Consider the following 17,352-nt stretch of genomic DNA (forward strand, 5'->3'; position numbering starts at 1 on the left):
TGCGTGCCGCCCGGTCGCCGCGGCTACGGCGTCATCCGGCGCGGCCGGTTCAGAACGCCAGCCCGACGTGCGCCAGCGCCTGCTTCAGCAGCACCCCGTGCCCGCCCGGCATCTCGCTCTGCAACGCCGGCGAGGCCGCCTCGTGCGGGTCGAACCACTCTAGGTCCAGCGCGTCCTGGCGGGGCCGGCAGTCGCCGGTGACCGGCACCACGTAGGCGAGGGACACCGCGTGCTGCCGCGGGTCGTGGTACGGCGTGATGCCCTGGGTCGGGAAGTACTCGGCGACCGTGAAGGGCTGGAGGGAGGCCGGGATCCGGGGCAGCGCCACCGGGCCGAGGTCCTTCTCCAGATGCCGCAGCAGGGCGTCCCGGACCCGCTCGTGATGCAGGACCCGGCCGGAGACGAGGGTCCGACTGACCGTCCCCTCCGGTCCGATGCGCAGCAGCAGGCCGATGCTGGTGACTTCACCGCTGTCGTCGACGCGGACCGGCACCGCCTCGACGTACAGGATCGGCATGCGGGCGCGCGCCATCTCCAGCTCGTCGGAGGACAGCCAACCGGGCGTGGTCTCGGTCATGTCAGACATTGCGTGATCATACTTTCAGGTGTCGTCGGAAAACCGGTAGACCCGGTGGGCGTTGTCCCGTCCCGCCCACCGCACGATGCGCAGCGCGTCGGGCAGGCTCAGCTCGTCCGAGTCGACCCGTTCCTGGAGCAACTCGGCCAGCCCCCGCCGGAAGGCCAGGGCACCCAGCAGGTGGAACTCGGCCACACCGTAGGCGTCGGAGCTGTACAGCAGCTTGCGGAACGGCGTGATCTCCGTCGCTTCGGCCAGCACCGCCCGGGCCCGGCCCGGACCCACGTGGTGCAGGGTGAGGCCGACATCGAGGTACACCTGCTCGAACACGGCCGCGAGATAGGCGGCCTGGCGCTGGTACGGCCAGCAGTGCAGCAGCATCACCGGGATCGTGCCGGACGTCAGGTGCAGCCAGTCGGTCAGGTGGGTCGGGTCGCAGCGGTGCAGCCGGACGTCGTTGTCGCCGAAGCCCGTGTGCAGTTGGAGGGGGAGCCCGAGGCCGACGGCCGTCCACAGGAGGTGCCGTACCAGCACGGGATCGTCCAGCCGGCCGCCGTGCGCCAGCCACCGCGCGGCGGCACCGGTCACCTCGGCCCCGGTGGGGCGGGCCGGGTCCAGGACGAAGCCCGTGCGATAGGCGGCCACCGACTTCACCGCCACCACACCGGGCCGCCGTACCGCCTCCGCCGCGGCAGCCTCGAACGTCGGCGCGTACGCGTCCGGTTCGACCCCCGCCGCGGCCACCGCCTCGGCGACGTTCTCCAGCCGCACCACCTCGTGCGCGACCGCACCCGGCCCCGCCGCCTCGGCCAGCTGCCCGGGTGTGGTCAGCTCCGGTGGGCCGTACCCGGTGTCGACGCAGAACACCTCGGTCCCCGCGGCGGACAGGAAGCGCCGGTTCACCTCCCGTGCCCCGAGCCCGGCCCGGCGGGCCACGTACTCCTCGGCCGGGGCGTGGCGGGGCAGGTCCAGCAGGGGCGCGCAGTGCCGCCGGACGGCGACACCGACGGGGCTGTCGAACGGCGAGATGCCCGGCCACGCCTCGCCCTCGGTGAGCAGCGACGCGAAGCCCGGCATGTCCAGGCCGGCGGTGACGACGCCGTGACAGTGATGGTCCACGAGGGGCAGCGCGTCCAGCGCCCGCGCGACCGGTCCGGCGGCGCCCACGTCAGTACACCCAGCGGTACGCCGCCGCCACCTGGTCGTCGTCCAGACCGGCCACGGCGGCGATCTCCCCGAGCCGTACGGCGATCACCGCGTCGGCCAGCACCGTGCCCAGCGCGGCCCGCACCACGTCGTCCCGGCGGAACGCGGCGACGGCCGCCTCCAGCGACACCGGCAGCCGGTGCACCCCCCGCCGCGCCGCCTCGGCCCCCAGCCGCGCCGGGTCGCCGGTGGTGGCCTCGGGCAGTGGTGCTCCCGCCGCCAGGCCGTCCAGTCCGGCGGCGATGACACTGCCGAGGGCGAGATAGGGGTTGGCGGCCAGGTCCACGGGCTTCACCTCCAGGTTGGCGGCCTGGTCACGGAGTCCGGCGGTGCCCGTGATGACCCGCACCGCGGTCTCCCGGGTCTCCAGGCCCCACGCCGTGAACACGCCGGCCCACTGCGCCGGTCTGAGCCGCAGATAGCTCGCCGGGCTCGGCGCGGTGACCGCCAGCAGGCCCGGCAGATGGCCGAGGATCCCGGCGGCGAAGGACTCGGCGTCCGGTGTCATGCCGTGCCGGCCGGTGCCGCCGGAGTGCAGGTTGACGCCGTCGCGCCAGGCGGAGAGGTGCAGATGGCCGCCGTTGCCGACGCCCTCGCCGGACACGGCGGGGGCGAAGGAGACCCGCAGGCCGTGCCGCTGGGCCACCGCGCGGACGGTCTGGCGCAGCAGCACGCTCCGGTCCGCCGCCGCGACCGGGTCGAGCGCGCCCACCGACACCTCGAACTGCCCGGCCGCGTACTCGGGGTGGACCTGCTCGACGTCCACGCCCTGCGCCGCGCAGGCCGCCAGCAGTTCGGCCGTGCAGTCGCTCAGCTCCACCTGCCGGGTGGCGCCGTAGGCGGGTCCCGACACCGCCGGTACGAACGCCCCGCCCGGCGCCGACGCCAGCCCGGCCGCGAACTCGATCTCCACGGCTGCCCGGAAGGTGACCCCGTGCTCCCGGGCCGCGCGGGCGACGACCCGGCGCAGGAAGGTGCGGGAACAGGCCGGGTGCGGCTCACCGTCCTGCGTGATCCGGTCGACGGGCGCCCAGGCCCAGCCGGGCTGGGCGGCCAGCACGGCCACGTGGTCCAGGTCGGGGTAGAGCCGCAGATCGCCGTCCGGTGAGCCGAGCACGTCGGTGCCGACGATGGAGTCGTCCGCCAGGAACGTGTCGAACACCGGCGACATCCCCACACCCCACGCCACGGCCGCCGGGAGCCGCGCCGTCGGGATCGTCTTCACCCGGCCGATGCCGGCCGTGTCGACGTACGACAGGACGATGCCGTGCACACCGCGCGCGGCGAGTTCGCCGCTGAGCGCGCCGGCCCGTTCGGTCTCACCGGGGCGGCCGCCGGGGACCGGGTCGGCAAGGGTCGTCATACGTCGTCCTCCTCGGCGGCCGGGTCGGTGCCGGTGTCAGGGTTTCACGGCCACCGCGCCGTACTGCGGTACCACGACGGGGGCGTGCAGTTCCGCATGCCAGGCCGAGCACGACACCAGGCCCGGTTCCATCATGTCCAGACCCTCGAAGAACGATGCGATCTCGGCGCCACTGCGGGCGGTGACCGGCGGCGTGGCGTTCTCGTTCCAGAACTTCATGGCCGGGATCTGGCCCTCGCCGCCCAGTTCCGCGTCGTGCGTGGGGTGCGTCATGACCAGGAAGCTGCCCGAGGGGACGGCGGCCATGACCCGGCGCACGATCTCCCGGGCCTCGCCGGTGTCCAGCACGAAGTTGAGGATGCCCAGCATCATCACCGCGACGGGGCGCGTGAGGTCCAGGGTGCGCGCGGCGCGGTCGAGGATGCCCTGCGGATCGCGCACGTCGGCGTCGACGTAGTCGGTGACGCCCTCGGGCGTGCCGGTCAGCAGGGTCCGGGCGTGGATCAGCACGATGGGGTCGTTGTCGACGTACACGATCCGCGACTCGGGCGCGATGCGCTGCGCGATCTCGTGGGTGTTGTCCGCCGTCGGGAGCCCGGTGCCGATGTCCAGGAACTGCCGTACCCCGTGCTCACCGGCCAGGAGTGACACCGCCCGGTGCAGGAACTCGCGGTCCGCCCGGGCGATGTCCCGGATCAGCGGGAACATCGAGGCGACGTGGTCGCCGACCTGGTGGTCGACCTCGTAGTTGTCCTTGCCGCCGATCCAGTAGTTCCAGACCCGTGCGTTGTGCGCCACACCGGTGTTCAGGCGTGCCGACCCCTCCGCCGGGGTGGGAGCCTCGCTCACGTCTCTTCCTCTCCTCGCCCGTACCGCAGTTGCCGCCATTGTGCCGCGTTCAAGATCGGCCCGGGGCGGGAACCGGGAGACCGGGGACTCACTCGTACGGGGGAGTGGTCCAGGTAGGGTTGACGGCCGCGACCGGAACGACGAGCGGCGCGTGAGCGGGCACTGCGGGACAGCGGCCGAGCGGCCCGGCAACACGGCCCGAGCCCCAAGGAAACAGGACATGCCCCACTCCCGTGCGACCCTGCCCACCCCGTCCGCCTCCCCGGAGCCCGGCATCCCCGGCATCCGCCTCGTCGTGACCGACATGGACGGCACGCTGCTGGACGACGACAAACGCGTCCCCGCCGGGCTGTGGGAGGTGCTGGAGCAGCTCAGGGAGCGCGGGGTGCTGTTCTGCCCGGCGAGCGGCCGCCAGTACGCCACGCTGGCACGGGAGTTCGCGCGGGCGGCCGAGGGCATGGTGTTCATCGCCGAGAACGGCACGTACGTCGTCCGGGACGGGGTGGAACTCAGCTCCGACCCGCTCGCCCCGGCCGTCGTCACGGACGTCGTCGAGGCGGTACGGGGGCTGGCGGCGGGCGGCACCGACCTGGGCGCCGTCGTCTGCGGCAAGCGGTCCGCCTATGTCGAACGCGCCGACGAGCCGTTCCTGACGGAGGTGCGCAAGTACTACGTCGAGCACCGCGTCGTCGGCGACGTCACCGAGGTCGACGACGACATCCTCAAGGTCGCCCTCTACGACTTCGGTCCCGCGGAACGCGGCACCGCGCCGGCCCTCGCCCGCTTCGCCGCCACCCACCAGGTCGTCGTCTCCGGCGAGCACTGGGTCGACGTCATGAACCGCACCGCCGACAAGGGCGCCGCCGTCCGCCGTCTCCAGCGCGAACTGGGCATCACACCCGCGCAGACCATGGTGTTCGGCGACTACCTCAACGACCTGGAGATGCTGGACACCGCCGAGTGGTCCTTCGCCATGGCGAACGCCCACCCCGACGTCGTCCAGCGCGCCCGCCACCTGGCTCCCGCCAACACGGACAACGGCGTGCTCCGCACGATCACGCGGCTGCTGGGCCTGCCGGAGATCCGGACGTCGGCATAAATAGCGCGTAAAGATTGCCGGAACCCGGCAGTGAAACCCGGCAGCTCTGCATGTCAGGATCTCGTCAAGGGGGGAGACCGGCGAGGGGCGAGAGGGGGCTGCACGCATGGCCTGGTTCCTGGGACTGGGCGTCACGGGGGTCGTGCTGCTCGCCCTGACGCTGGTGCTCGACGGGGTGCTGGACGGTGTCCTCGACGGGTGGCTGTCGTTGCCGGTCGTCGCCGGCTTCCTGGCGATGACCGGCTTCGGCGGAGCGCTCGCCCTGGGGACGACGGACGCCGGCCCCGCGCTCGCCACCGGATTGGGCGGCGCCTGCGGCCTGGGCACGGCCTGGCTGACGTACCGTCTGAGCCGGGCCCTGATGCGTGATCACGGATCCGTCGCACCCCGGGGCGAGGACCTCGTGGGCACGTCCGGCAACGTCGTGACGGCCATCCCCGCCGGTGGCTTCGGCGAGGTGCTGCTGCAACTCGGCGGCCAGCCGGTCAAGTTCGCCGCGCGCAGCGCCGTGCCGGTGGCGAGGGGCGCCGAGGTGTGGGTGGAGGCGGCACCGTCCGCGACCTCCGTCGTGGTGCGCCCGGTCGGCTGACGGCCGGGCCGCCTGTCCTTTTCGTGGAAGTTCAGCTCTTGGAACGGGGGCATTGTCATGAGTCCTGTCGTCATCGCCGTGGTGGGAGTCGTCGTACTGTTCGTGCTGCTCGCCCTGGTGGTGGTCAGCCGCTACAAGGTGGCAGGCCCGAGCGAGGCGTTCATCGTCACCGGGCGGCGTGGCAAGCAGGCCACCGATCCGGCGACCGGCCGGGTGTTCACCGACAACAGCGGCCAGAAGGTCGTGGTCGGCGGCGGCGTGTTCGTCGTGCCGTTCGTGCAGCAGCGGTTCACGCTCGACCTGTCCTCGCGGCACATTCCGGTCGCGGTGCGCGGCGCGGTCACCCTGCGCGGGATCAAGGCCCACCTCGAAGGTGTCGCCATCGTCAAGGTCGGCGGGACGGAGGACTCGATCCGGGCGGCCGCGCAGCGGTTCCTGATGCAGCAGGACGGGATCGTCGGCTTCACCCAGGAGGTGCTGTCCGGCGCGCTGCGGGCGATCGTCGGGCGGATGTCCGTCGAGGACGTCATCCGTGACCGGGCCGCCTTCGCCGGCCAGGTCGCGGAGGAGGCCGAGGCCAGCCTGTCCGGGCAGGGCCTGGTGCTGGACGCCTTCCAGATCCAGGACATCTCCACCGAGGGCTCCTACCTGGAGGACCTCGGCCGGCCCGAGGCGGCCCGCGCCAAGCAGGAGGCCGACATCGCCGAGGCCGAGGCCCGGCGGGCGGCCGAGCAGGCCCGGCTGAAGGCCGAGGAGGAGATCGCCGTCGCCCAGCGGACGTTCGCGCTGAAGCAGGCCGAGATCAAGGCCGAGACGGACGCCGCGGCCGCACAGGCGGACGCCGCCGGACCCCTCGCCGAGGCGGCCCGGCAGCAGGACATCCTCACCCAGCAGGAGAAGGTCGCCGAGCGGCAGGCCGCGCTGAAGGACCGCCAGCTCGACACCGAGGTGCGCAAGCCCGCCGACGCCCAGCGGTACGCCGCCGAGCAGGAGGCCGAGGCCAGGCGGGTGGCGCGGGTCAAGCAGGCCGAGGCCGAGCGGCTGGCCGGCATCGCGGCGGCGCAGGCGGAGGCCGAGCGGTCCCGGCTGACCGGTGAGGGAGAGAAGCAGCGGCGCAGCGCCCTGGCCGAGGCGGAGGCCGTCGAGGGCCTCAAGCAGGGCGAGGCCGAGCGGGCCCGGCGGGCGGCGGTCGCGGAGGCGGTGCGGCTGGAGGGCGAGGCCGAGGCGGCGTCGATCGGCGCCAAGGGCGCGGCCGAGGCGGAGGCCATGCGGCAGAAGGCCGACGCCTTCGGCCGGTACGGCGACGCGGCCGTGCTCCAGATGCTGGTCGAGGTGCTGCCGCAGGTCGTCGCCAAGGCGTCCGAACCGCTCGCGGCGGTGGACAAGATGACCGTCATCTCCACCGACGGGGCAGGCCGGATCCCCCGCGCGGTCGCCGACAACGTCACCCAGGGCATCGAACTCCTCGGTGCCACCACGGGCGTCGACCTCGCCGAGCTGCTGAAGGGCGTCACGCGGCGGGGCGGTGCGGCCGAGAAGGCCGAGATCACCGGCTGAAGCCCACGGGCAGCGGGCCCGCCCGGAGTCAGAGCTCCTGGGCGGGCCAGTCCAGCAGCCGCGCGCCGATCACGGCCGTCTGCAGGGTGTAGCGGTGCATCGGCTCGGCCGGATTGGCGCCGGTGAGCTCGTGGATGCGTTCCAGACGGTAGGTCAGGGCGCGCACGCTCAGCGCGAGCCGCCGGGCCGCCTCGGCCGCGACGCACCCCGAGTCGAAGTACACCTCCAGCGTCCGCAGCAGCGGCTCGGCGCCGCCCCGGGCCTCGCGCAGCGGCCCCAGGGCGCTCAGCACCAGGTCCGCCATCGCCTGCCGGTCACGGGTCAGGACGGGATAGACCAGCAGCTCGGCGGCGCGCACCACCGGCTCGTGGAGCGCCAGCCGCTGCGCCAGTTGCAGGGCGTTGAGAGCCTCTTCGTAGGAATGGACCACGCCTCCCGCTCCGGGCTGCGGCCGCCCGATGGCGACCCGCCCGGACTCGGTCGCCGTGTGGGCCTGCTGGGCGAAGAACGCGAGCACCTCGTCCTGGTCGCCGGGCGCGATGCAGATCAGCTGCCCGTTCTTGGTGGCCAGCAGGATGCGCCGGTTGCCGAAGCGCGCTATCAGGGCGGTCTCCACACGGCGGGTCACGGGGTGGGTGTCCGCGTACGCCTCCGGGCCCTCGGCGACCGCGACCGCGTGCGCGCTGGACAGGACCAGCCCGAAGCGCTCGGCCCGTTCCGCCAGCCGCCCCAGGTCGCTGCGCCCGTACAGCAGGTCGTCGATGAACTCCCGGCGGGCCGCCTCCTCCTGACGCACCGACAGGTGCTGTGCCCGCTCGTAGCCCTCGGCGAAGGCGTCCACGGCCTGGGAGACCGCGGCCAGCACACTGTCCGCCGCGCCCGGCGTCCCGGGCCACCAGGCGCGGGTGGCGTCGAGGTGCCGGCGCACGAGCGCGCGCAGACTGTGCCCGGCCTCCGCGGCCCGTTCGCCGAGGGCGCGGCGCTCCTGAAGCTCGTCGCGGGTCGGACGGCGCCCGGTGGCCGAGACGTCCGTCAGCATGTCGGCGTACCCCCGCAGGTACGTCTCCTCGGTCGCCGTCACGCTCACAGTGCCCCCGCCTTTCCTGATGCCGTCTTGACGCCTTCCTGACGGCCTACGGCACCGGGAGCGTAGTCAACCTTGCCGGAACACGGCAATGCGCGGGGCGCCTCGGCCCGGCCATCATGGCGGTGGGGAGCCGCGGGGCTCCGGTGCCGCGGACCCGGGACGGGCGGGGGTACCGGGCCCCGCACGCCGCATCGGGAGGAGCGCGGGGCGGGACTCAGTCCTCCCCGTCGCCCCTGTCGTCTCCCTGGTCGCCGCCGTCGTCCGTGTGACGCCGCCGTTCCCGGTCCCGGTCCTCGTGTTTCTCATGCGTCTTCGTCGCGGCGGGCGCCGGCGACGTTCCGGCGGCCGGGGCGGCGGACACGACCGCCGGGGACCCCGGCGCGGTGGGCGCGGTGGAGGCGGTGGGCGTGGAGCCGGGGGAGTCCGTGCGTGAGCCCTCCGTCGCCGTGTTGTCGGGCGAGAACCACAGCATCCCGGCGGCCACCGCCGCCAGGAACAGCGCCACCGCCGCGGCGGACCCCAGCACGCGGGGCCGCAGGACGACGGCCCGCGCCCCCGGGCGGCTGCGGCGCCGGGACGTCGTCCTCGGGGAGGACGGCAGCATGTACGTCGTCGCGGGCCCCGTCCCGCCGGCCGGCGGCGGGCTCACCGACGGTGCGGGTGCCGGTGCCGGTGTAGTGGCGGGCAGCGGCTCGGGGCGGCCCTGCCAGGCGCCGGCCGCGAACCAGTCGGCGACCTGGGCGGCGGCGGGCCGGTGCTCGGGCTGCTTGCCCAGCAGGCCCAGCAGATAGCTCTCGAAGGCGGGCGGGAGGTCGGCGCCGAGCTGCCGGGGCGGTACCGGGGCGGCGTCCAGGTGCTGGTGCAGGATGGCGATCGGGGTGTCGGCCTGGAACGGCGGGCGCCCGGTGAGGAGTTGGTACAGCACGCAGCCCAGCGAGTACACGTCGCTGGCAGGTCCCGCCGGCCGGCCGAGCGCGCGTTCCGGAGCGAGGTAGAGGCTGGTGCCGACGATCTGGCCGGTGGCGGTGAGCGCGGCGGCCGGGTCGTCGAGGAAGCGGGCGATGCCGAAGTCGCCGATCTTCAGGGTGCCGTCGGCGTCGAGCAGCAGGTTGGCCGGTTTGATGTCACGGTGCACGATGCCCTGCTGGTGGGCGGCGGCCAGCCCGGCGGCCGCCTGCGCGGCGATCCGGGCCACCCGGCCGGCGGGCTGCGGACCCGCGTGGGCGAGCACCCCGGCGAGGCTGTCGCCGTCGACCAGCTCCATCACCAGGAACAGCCGGTCCTCGAACGTACCGAAGTCCAGCACGCCCACCACGTACGGGTGGTGCAGACGTCCGGCGGTCTGCGCCTCCAGCCGGAAGCGTGAGGCGGCCGTGGGGTCGGAGTCCTGGGGCAGCAGCAGTTTGACGGCGACCCGTCTGCCGAGCGTCTCGTCGTACGCCCGCCAGACCTCTCCCATCGCGCCGCGCCCGATCGGTTCCTGCAGCTGGTACCGGCCCGCTATGAGCACCTGTGATTCATCCTCATGCTGTGTGAAGTCCCGGCGCCGCAGGCCGTAACTCACCGCCGGTGCGGGTGAGGTGGAGGGTTGCCGCAGCTGGCACAGCGTACCGGCAGCGGGGTGGTGCCCATGATCACACCTACGGATGGCCCGGCCCCCCGGCAGGCGGCAGGATGGCCACCACAGGCCCCAGCATTCCCGCACGCGGTGCCCCTCGGTGAGCGTGCCCCCTGTCGGAGGAGAACGAAGCAGCCATGAGCGAACCCGCCGCCACAGCACGCCTCGCCCTCGCCCTGACCACCGGCCTCAAACCCGACGGCCTGGAGGATCTCTACCGCGATCTGCACCGCCACCCCGAACTCGCCTTCCAGGAGCACCGCACCGCCGCGCGGCTGGCCGGCCGGCTGCGCGCGGCGGGCTACGAGGTGACGGAGGGCGTCGGCGGTACCGGCGTCGTCGCAGTGCTCGCCAACGGGCGGGGGCCCGTCGTGTGGCTGCGCGGCGACATGGACGCGCTGCCCGTGCCCGAGGCGACGGGCCTCGCCTACGCCTCCATCGTGGACGGTGTGATGCACGCCTGCGGGCACGATCTCCACGTCACCTGGCTGATCGGCGCCGCCGAAGCACTCGCGGCAGGCCGGGAGAGCTGGTCGGGCACGCTCGTGGTGGTCGGGCAGCCGGCGGAGGAGTCCGGTGGGGGAGCGTCGGCGATGGTCGCCGACGGGGTGCACGAGCGCTTCCCGCGCCCCGACGTGCTGTTCGGCCAGCATGCCGCCCCCGGTCCCGCCGGGCTCTACCCGCACACACCGGGCCTGATCATGTCGGCCTCCGACGACATCGACGTCGTCGTGCACGGCATCGGCGGCCACGGCTCACGCCCCGAGTCCACCGTCGACCCGTTGGTGACCGGCGCGTACATCGTCACCCGGCTGCAGTCGGTGGTCTCCCGGGAGGTCGCGGCGGCGCACTCGGCGGTGCTGACGGTGGGGCAGTTCCACGCAGGCACACAGGCGAACATCATCCCCGCCGAGGCCCGGCTCGCGCTGAACCTGCGCACCCAGGAACCCCAGGTGCGCGAGCGCGTGCTGGCCGCCGTGCACCGCATCGTGGACGGTGAGTGCCGGGCCGCCGGCTGTCCGCGGCCGCCCGTGGTCACCGTCACCCCCGGCTATCCGAACACCGTCAACGACGCGTCCCTCGATGAGGAGATCGCCGCCGTGCACCGCGAACTGTTCGGTGCGCACACGGTGTTCGCTCTCGGCCCGGCGATGGGCAGCGAGGACTTCTCGCTGCTGGCGCCGAAGGGGGTGCCGTACGACTACTGGTACGTCACGACCACGCCGGCCGAGGTGTGGGAGGCGGCGGAGGGCGAGGCGCTGCTGGAGCGGCTGGGCAACGTCCCCGGCAACCACAGCCCGCTCTTCGCCCCGGACCTGTCGGTGCTCGTCCCCGGGGTGCGCACCCTCGTGTCGGCGGCGCTCAGCCGGCTCGGCTAGCAGCGCGTCCCGCCGGGCACGCTTGTGTGCTCTGTCGCCGGTGTGTCAGATTTCCCTCGCCCGCACCCCGCACCACCTGGAAGAAGGGACGCAATGAGCACCGAGACGCTGGAGTTCCAGGCCGAAGCGCGCCAACTCCTGCAGTTGATGGTCCACTCGATCTATTCGAACAAGGACATCTTCCTGCGCGAGCTGATCTCCAACGCCTCCGACGCCCTGGACAAACGGCGCCTCGCCGGTCTCACGGACGACAGCCTGCGGACCGACGACCTGCACATCGCCGTCGAGGCGGACAAGGACGCCCGCACCCTGACCGTGCGGGACAACGGCATCGGCATGTCGCGCGACGACGTGGTGGGGCTCATCGGCACCATCGCCCGGTCCGGCACGGCCGAGACCCTGCGCCGGCTCAAGGAGAGCAAGGAGTCCGCCGAGCTGATCGGTCAGTTCGGAGTCGGCTTCTACTCCGTCTTCATGGTCGCCGACCGGGTCGTCCTGCTCACCCGCAAGGCCGGGGAGGAGACCGGCGTGCGCTGGGAGTCGGACGGCGACGGCACGTACACGATCGAGACCGCCGAGGACGTGCCGGAGGGCACGTCGGTGACCGTCCACCTGCGTCCCGCGGACGAGGAGGACGCCCTCCACGACTACGCCGACGAGGGGAGGATCCGGCAGATCGTCAAGCGGTACTCGGACTTCATCTCCTTCCCCATCCGGATGGGGAACGAGACCCTCAACTCGATGAAGGCGCTCTGGGCCCGGCCGCGGTCCGAGGTCGAGGACGAGGAATACCAGGAGTTCTACCGGCACATCAGCCACGACTGGTCGGAGCCCCTGGACATCATCCAGATGCGCGCCGAGGGCACCTTCGAGTACGAGGCCCTGCTCTTCGTCCCCTCGCGCGCCCCGCACGACCTCTTCCAGCGCGATGCCCGCCACGGCGTCCAGCTGTACGTCAAGCGCGTGTTCATCTTGGACGACACCCGCGAGCTGCTGCCGGGCCACCTCCGCTTCGTCAAGGGCGTCGTGGACGCCGCCGACCTGTCGCTGAACGTCTCCCGCGAGATCCTCCAGCAGGACCGGCACATCCAGCTGATCCGGCGCCGCCTCGCGAAGAAGGTGCTGTCGTCCGTCAAGGACCTCATGCGCAACGACGCCGAGAAGTACCGCACGTTCTGGCGCGAGTTCGGCGCCGTGGTCAAGGAAGGCCTGCTCGACCCGGCCGAGGACCACAAGGCGATCCTCGGCATCGCGTCGTTCGCCTCCACCGCCGGCGAGGAACCCACGACCCTGGCCGAGTACGCCGCCCGGATGAAGGACGGCCAGGACAAGATCTACTTCATGACCGGCGACAGCCGGGCGCAGATCGAGAACTCCCCGCACCTGGAGGCCTTCAGGGCCAAGGAGTACGAGGTCCTGCTGCTCACGGACCCGGTGGACGAGATCTGGGTCGAGGCGGTGCGTGAGCACGACGGCAAGGAGTTCCAGTCCGTCGCGCGTGGCTCGGTCGACCTGCCGTCGCAGGAAAAGCTGTCCGAGGAGAGGTCGGGCGCGTACGCGACGCTGCTGACCTGGCTCAACGAGACGCTCGACGAGGTCAAGGACGTACGGCTGACGACCCGCCTGACGGACTCGCCGGCCTGCCTGGTCAATGACGCCGACGGCATCACCCCGGCGCTGGAGAGGATGTACCGGGCGATGGGGCAGGAACTCCCCCCGGTGAAGCGCATCCTGGAGCTCAACGCCGAGCACCCGCTGGTCAGCGGGCTCAGGACGGCGTACGAGGAGCGCGGAGCGGACGCGGAGCTGGCCGGGACGGCCGAGCTGCTGTACGGCACGGCCCTGCTCGCGGAGGGCGGTGACCTGGCCGACCCGGCACGCTTCGCCCGGCTGCTCTCCGACCGCCTCGCCCGCACCATGTGACGGGCGCCGCGCCGCCGGCCCCCCGGACGGGTCAGGCGGCGCGGCGGAGGCTGTCCTCGGCCACCTCCTTGTCCAGGGCCGCCCGCACCAGCGCCGCGGCCAGCGCGGCGGGTTCGGCGTCACCCGCGAGTTCCACCAGCCGGTCCGCTTCCTTCGGCAGGCCGAGCCGCTCCGCCCCGGACAGCGCCTTGGCGTCCAGGTACGGAGCGGCTTCGGGCCATACGCGCTGGGCCTCGCGCAGGAAGATGTCGGCGCCCGCGGGTCCCACCCCGGGGATCTCCTGGAGCAGCCGGCGCAGTTCGGGAACCTCGCCGCCGGCCTCCTCGCGCAGCCGCCGCAGATCGCCGCCCCACCGCTCGGTGAGCAGTTCCGCGCCGTCGCCGAGCTGGGTGGCCGTGCGCTCGTCGTAGCGCCGGTAGCCGCCCCGGCCCAGGGCGTCCACCCGGTCCTGCCAGCTCGCCCCGGCCATCCGCCGCGGGTCGCGCAGCCCCGCCTCGTGCAGGGCACGCGCGGTCGCGACGGCGACCGAGGCCCGGATCCTGGCGCTGAGCAGCAGTGACAGCACCTGGAGGCGGTACAGCGGCTGCGGGGTGTCGCGCAGCCGGATGCCCGCTTCCTCGGCGTACGTCCGCCCGTGCGCCTTCAGCAGTTCGCCCACGACGCGCCGCTCGTTGCCGCTCATGGCCTGAGCGGGTCGTGGCCCAGCGTCATCAGCCGGTGCCGGTGGCGGGTCTGTTCGGGCTCGGGCTCGTTCTCCACGTCCGCCTGCGCGTCGACCGTGTCCACCACGTCGTACATCACCTGGATGTCCTCGTCGGTGAGGTCGGTGCGCCGCTTCTGGAGGATCGCGATCACGTCCTGCCCGGTGGGGGTGCCTGCCCGCTCCGGCAGTGGCTCCGCGTCCTCGTCGGCGTCGCGGACCCGCAGCCAGGCCGCCAGTTCCTGCGAGGTCATGTTCACCGCGCGGTGGAAGTCCTCCCACAGCGCGTCGAGTTCGAGGGCGTCGGTCATGGGTGCCCTCCCTTCGTACGGGGGGGGTGCTGTACGGACTTCGTGCGGGGTTGCCGTCCCGCGGTCAGTCGCGCGGGGCGTTCTCCGCCTGGAACATCCACCGCTGCTTCTCCAGCTCCGCGGTGATGGAGATGAGCAGGTCCTGCGTGACCGGGTCGGCCTTCTCGGTCGCCTCGATCCGCGACCGCAGCCCGCCGATCGCCGCCTCCAGGGCCTCCACCATCACCTGGACGACCTCGTCGTCGCGCAGCCAGCCGTCCTTGGGGCCGGGCAGCGAGAAACGGGCGGCGACGGTCTCCGGGCGGCCGTCGGGCGGGGTGCCCAGGGCCGCGGCGCGCTCCGCCACCGTGTCGGCGAAGTCACGGGCGGACGAGACCACCTCGTCGAGCTGGAGGTGGATCGAGCGGAACCGGGGTCCCACGATGTTCCAGTGCGCCTGCTTGCCGGTCAGTGACAGTCCGAGCAGGTCCACCAGGGTCTCCTGGAGCGCGTCGGTCGCGATCTGCCGGGCGTCGTCGGGAAGGGTGCTCCTCACGACGGTCATGGTGCGTTTCTCCCTCTCATGTCGTCCCTGGTCCTCGATGTACGGAGCAGCTCGGCGCGTTCGTTCTCGCCGGTCCCGCCCCACACGCCCGACGTCTGCCCGCTGTTCAGCGCGTAATGCAGACACTGGCTGATCACCGTGCACCGGGCGCAGACGCGCTTGGCGGCCGCGATGTCCCTCAGCGCCGGTCCGGTCGTGCCCACGGGGAAGAACAACTCGGGGTCCTCGTCCACGCAGGCGGCTCTCCGCAACCACTCCATGCCGGCGCGGGTGCCCCGGGCGAACCGGTGCAAACGGCATGTCTCAGCTCGCGAGCACCTTGTCGAGAAACCGGGTCATGTCCATGAAGACCTCGGCCTTGTTCGTCTCGTGGAAGACCTCGTGGCGCGCTCCCGGGTAGATCCGCTCGGTCAGGTCGCCCCCGCTCAGCCGCTCCACGCCGGCCCGGCTCCCGGCGAGCGGCACCAGCCGGTCGTCGCCGCCGTGCAGCCACAGCACCGGCAGGCCGCCGGCATCCCCGCCCCTGGCCACGACCTGAAGGGTCCGGGCGAACGCCTCCAGGGTCGGGCGCTTCATCGGGCCGTGCCAGACCAGCGGGTCGGCGGCGTAGGCGGCCCCCACGGCGGGGTCGCGGGACAGCGCCGAGGGGCTGACGGGCACCTCGGGGATCACGTCGTGGGCGAGCAGCCGGCCTGGTGTGTCCCAGGTGCCGATCACGGGCCCGGACAGGACGAGCGCGGACAGTACCTCCCCGTGGCGCTGCGCGTGGCGGGCCGCGACCAGTCCGCCCATGGAGTGCCCGATCAGGACGAGCGGCAGGCCCGGGTACGCCGTCCTGGCCCGCTCGGCGACCGCGTGCAGGTCGGTGACGACCTCCTCGAAGTCCGCGATCAGCACCCGCTCGCCCGCGGACCTGCCGTGCCCCATGTGGTCCGGGCCGAACACGGCGGCCCCCCGTGCCAGCAGCGTCCCGGCGACCCCTTCGTACCGGCCGATGTGCTCGCCGTAGCCGTGCGAGACGAGGGCAAGGAAGGACGGCCCGGGGTGCGGCCACTCGCGTGCGGTGATCGTGCCCCGGGTGCCGGTGAGGACGTGCTCGCGGGTGTCGGTCATGGTTTCCCCAGCTGCGTCGGTGAAGGCTTCCCGGGATCTTCCCAGGGCGGAGCCGGGATGGCTTCCCAGGCCGGGCCCCGGAGAGCTATAGTCGAAAACTAGCAGTGCTAATTAACTCTCGGGGCTGATGATCCAGCTCCCGGTCAGGAGTCAGTCGTGCGTCCCGTCCACTTCGCGGCCGCCCGCCGCACCCCCATCGGCAAGCTGCGCGGAGCCCTCTCCTCGGTACGGCCCGACGACCTCGCCGCCGCGGTCGTCCGCGGGCTGGTCGCCGATGTGCCCGCCCTCGACCCGGCCCGCATCGACGACGTCTACTGGGGCGCCGCCAACCAGGCCGGCGAGGACAACCGCAACGTCGCCCGGATGGCCGCCCTGCTCGCCGGCCTCCCCGAGACCGTCCCGGGCGCCACCGTCAACCGCCTGTGCGCCTCCGGCCTCGAAGCGGTCACCCTCGCGGCCCGTACCGTCGCCGCGGGCGAGGCCGACATCGTGCTCGCGGGGGGCTCCGAGTCGATGAGCCGCGCCCCCTTCGTACTGCCCCGCCCCGACGAGGCGCTGCCGCACCGCATCGAGACCGCCGACACCCGCCTCGGCTGGCGGCTGGTCAACCCGGCGATGAAGGAACTGCACGGCCTGCTGTCCATGGGGGAGACCGCGGAGGAGGTCGCCGAGCGCTACGGCGTCCCGCGTGAACGACAGGACGAGTTCGCGCTGCGCAGCCACCGGCTGGCCGCCGACGCCCGGAACAACGGCCACTTCGACGACGAACTCCTGCCGGTGCGGCGCCCCGACGGCGTGGTGGTCGACAGCGACGAATGCGTCCGTGAGGACACCTCGTACGAGAAGCTCGCCCGGCTCAAGCCCGTCTTCCGCGAGGGCGGCACGGTGACCGCGGGCAACGCGTCCCCGATGAACGACGGGGCGGCGGGACTCCTGCTGGTCAGCGAGGAGGCGCTGAACGACCTGGGGCTGGAGTCCATGGGCCGGTACGTCGCGGGTGCCTCGGCCGGAGTCCATCCGGACGTGATGGGCATCGGCCCCGTCCCGGCCACGCAGAAGGTGCTGGGGCGCGCCGGCTGGAGCGTCGGCGACATCGAGGAGGCCGAATTCAACGAGGCGTTCGCGGCCCAGGCCCTCGCCTGCGTCGACCGGCTCGGCATCGATCCCGACGTGGTCAACCCGACCGGCGGCGCGATCGCCCTCGGCCACCCGCTCGGCTGCTCCGGCGCCCGCATCCTGACCACCCTGCTGCACCGCATGCGGCGCACGGGCGCCGGGCGGGGGCTGGCCACGATGTGCGTGGGCGTGGGGCAGGGGAGCGCGGTGCTGGTGGAGAGGCATTAGCAGCGGTACGGCAGCAGCCGGAGCCGGAGCCGGAGCCGGAGCCGGAGCCGAAGCCGAAAGCCGAAAGCCGCAGTCAGGAGATGGAGCAGTCGG

The 17,352-nt window shown here is 73.0% G+C and carries 17 protein-coding genes; 6 read left to right on the forward strand and 11 right to left on the reverse strand.

Annotated features, from left to right (window positions below):
* Positions 1–49: 49 nt before the first annotated feature.
* The 4 genes from ACIHCM_RS07690 to ACIHCM_RS07705 are packed head-to-tail and all read right to left on the reverse strand — an operon-like array spanning position 50 to position 3,995.
* A complete protein-coding gene (locus tag ACIHCM_RS07690) occupies positions 50–586 on the reverse strand; it encodes an NUDIX hydrolase family protein (protein ID WP_399890710.1) in 537 nt (178 codons plus the stop codon).
* 15 nt (positions 587–601) lie between these two features.
* Entirely contained in the window at positions 602–1,744 is a 1,143-nt protein-coding gene (locus tag ACIHCM_RS07695; RefSeq protein ID WP_399890713.1) for an amidohydrolase family protein, read from the reverse strand.
* Position 1,745: 1 nt separating this feature from the next.
* Positions 1,746–3,146, reverse strand: coding sequence for a glutamine synthetase family protein (locus ACIHCM_RS07700; protein ID WP_399890716.1), 1,401 nt, complete (start codon positions 3,144–3,146; stop codon positions 1,746–1,748).
* 36 nt (positions 3,147–3,182) lie between these two features.
* Entirely contained in the window at positions 3,183–3,995 is an 813-nt protein-coding gene (locus ACIHCM_RS07705; protein WP_399890719.1) for an SAM-dependent methyltransferase, read from the reverse strand.
* A gap of 220 nt (positions 3,996–4,215) precedes the next feature.
* Here ACIHCM_RS07705 and ACIHCM_RS07710 point away from each other — a divergent pair, with 220 nt between their 5' ends.
* From ACIHCM_RS07710 to ACIHCM_RS07720, 3 genes are all read left to right on the forward strand, one after another.
* Positions 4,216–5,094 (forward strand): Cof-type HAD-IIB family hydrolase, encoded by an 879-nt coding sequence (locus tag ACIHCM_RS07710; RefSeq protein WP_399890722.1) that lies wholly within the window; start codon positions 4,216–4,218, stop codon positions 5,092–5,094.
* A 106-nt stretch (positions 5,095–5,200) separates the two neighbouring features.
* Positions 5,201–5,683 (forward strand): hypothetical protein, encoded by a 483-nt coding sequence (locus tag ACIHCM_RS07715; protein WP_399890725.1) that lies wholly within the window; start codon positions 5,201–5,203, stop codon positions 5,681–5,683.
* Between the two features lie 57 nt (positions 5,684–5,740).
* A complete protein-coding gene (locus ACIHCM_RS07720; RefSeq protein ID WP_399890728.1) occupies positions 5,741–7,240 on the forward strand; it encodes an SPFH domain-containing protein in 1,500 nt (499 codons plus the stop codon).
* 28 nt (positions 7,241–7,268) lie between these two features.
* Here the strand turns inward: ACIHCM_RS07720 and ACIHCM_RS07725 are convergent, their stop codons facing one another.
* Together ACIHCM_RS07725 and ACIHCM_RS07730 are read right to left on the reverse strand one after the other, a co-directional pair.
* Entirely contained in the window at positions 7,269–8,279 is a 1,011-nt protein-coding gene (locus ACIHCM_RS07725; protein WP_399892173.1) for a PucR family transcriptional regulator, read from the reverse strand.
* Between the two features lie 262 nt (positions 8,280–8,541).
* Complete coding sequence (locus ACIHCM_RS07730; RefSeq protein ID WP_399890731.1) at positions 8,542–9,837, reverse strand: serine/threonine-protein kinase; 1,296 nt, start codon at positions 9,835–9,837, stop codon at positions 8,542–8,544.
* A gap of 245 nt (positions 9,838–10,082) precedes the next feature.
* Between ACIHCM_RS07730 and ACIHCM_RS07735 the strand changes: the two genes are divergently transcribed.
* Together ACIHCM_RS07735 and htpG are read left to right on the forward strand one after the other, a co-directional pair.
* On the forward strand, positions 10,083–11,324 hold the full coding sequence (locus ACIHCM_RS07735) for an amidohydrolase (RefSeq protein ID WP_399890734.1): 1,242 nt from the start codon (positions 10,083–10,085) through the stop codon (positions 11,322–11,324).
* Positions 11,325–11,417: 93 nt separating this feature from the next.
* On the forward strand, positions 11,418–13,247 hold the full coding sequence (gene htpG, locus ACIHCM_RS07740; protein ID WP_399890737.1) for a molecular chaperone HtpG: 1,830 nt from the start codon (positions 11,418–11,420) through the stop codon (positions 13,245–13,247).
* Between the two features lie 31 nt (positions 13,248–13,278).
* On the opposite strand, the gene ACIHCM_RS07745 is transcribed toward htpG, so the two are convergent.
* The 5 genes from ACIHCM_RS07745 to ACIHCM_RS07765 all read right to left on the reverse strand — a co-directional run bounded on the left by ACIHCM_RS07745 (position 13,279) and on the right by ACIHCM_RS07765 (position 15,915).
* Positions 13,279–13,929, reverse strand: a complete 651-nt coding sequence (locus ACIHCM_RS07745; RefSeq protein ID WP_399890741.1) for an endonuclease — start codon at positions 13,927–13,929, stop codon at positions 13,279–13,281.
* Positions 13,926–14,258 carry a DUF3140 domain-containing protein gene (locus ACIHCM_RS07750; RefSeq protein ID WP_399890744.1) on the reverse strand — a complete coding sequence of 111 codons (333 nt, stop codon included), beginning with the start codon at positions 14,256–14,258 and terminating at the stop codon, positions 13,926–13,928. Before ACIHCM_RS07750 ends, ACIHCM_RS07745 begins: the two co-directional genes overlap by 4 nt.
* Positions 14,259–14,322: 64 nt before the next feature.
* On the reverse strand, positions 14,323–14,802 hold the full coding sequence (locus tag ACIHCM_RS07755) for a Dps family protein (protein ID WP_399890747.1): 480 nt from the start codon (positions 14,800–14,802) through the stop codon (positions 14,323–14,325).
* Positions 14,799–15,062 carry a WhiB family transcriptional regulator gene (locus ACIHCM_RS07760; RefSeq protein ID WP_365453377.1) on the reverse strand — a complete coding sequence of 88 codons (264 nt, stop codon included), beginning with the start codon at positions 15,060–15,062 and terminating at the stop codon, positions 14,799–14,801. Before ACIHCM_RS07760 ends, ACIHCM_RS07755 begins: the two co-directional genes overlap by 4 nt.
* Positions 15,063–15,105: 43 nt before the next feature.
* Positions 15,106–15,915, reverse strand: coding sequence for a lysophospholipase (locus ACIHCM_RS07765; protein ID WP_399890751.1), 810 nt, complete (start codon positions 15,913–15,915; stop codon positions 15,106–15,108).
* 156 nt (positions 15,916–16,071) lie between these two features.
* Between ACIHCM_RS07765 and ACIHCM_RS07770 the strand changes: the two genes are divergently transcribed.
* Positions 16,072–17,259, forward strand: a complete 1,188-nt coding sequence (locus ACIHCM_RS07770; RefSeq protein WP_399890755.1) for a thiolase family protein — start codon at positions 16,072–16,074, stop codon at positions 17,257–17,259.
* Positions 17,260–17,352: the final 93 nt, after the last annotated feature.

The sequence above is a fragment of the Streptomyces sp. NPDC052023 genome (assembly GCF_044548465.1).
Classification (GTDB): Bacteria; Actinomycetota; Actinomycetes; order Streptomycetales; family Streptomycetaceae; genus Streptomyces.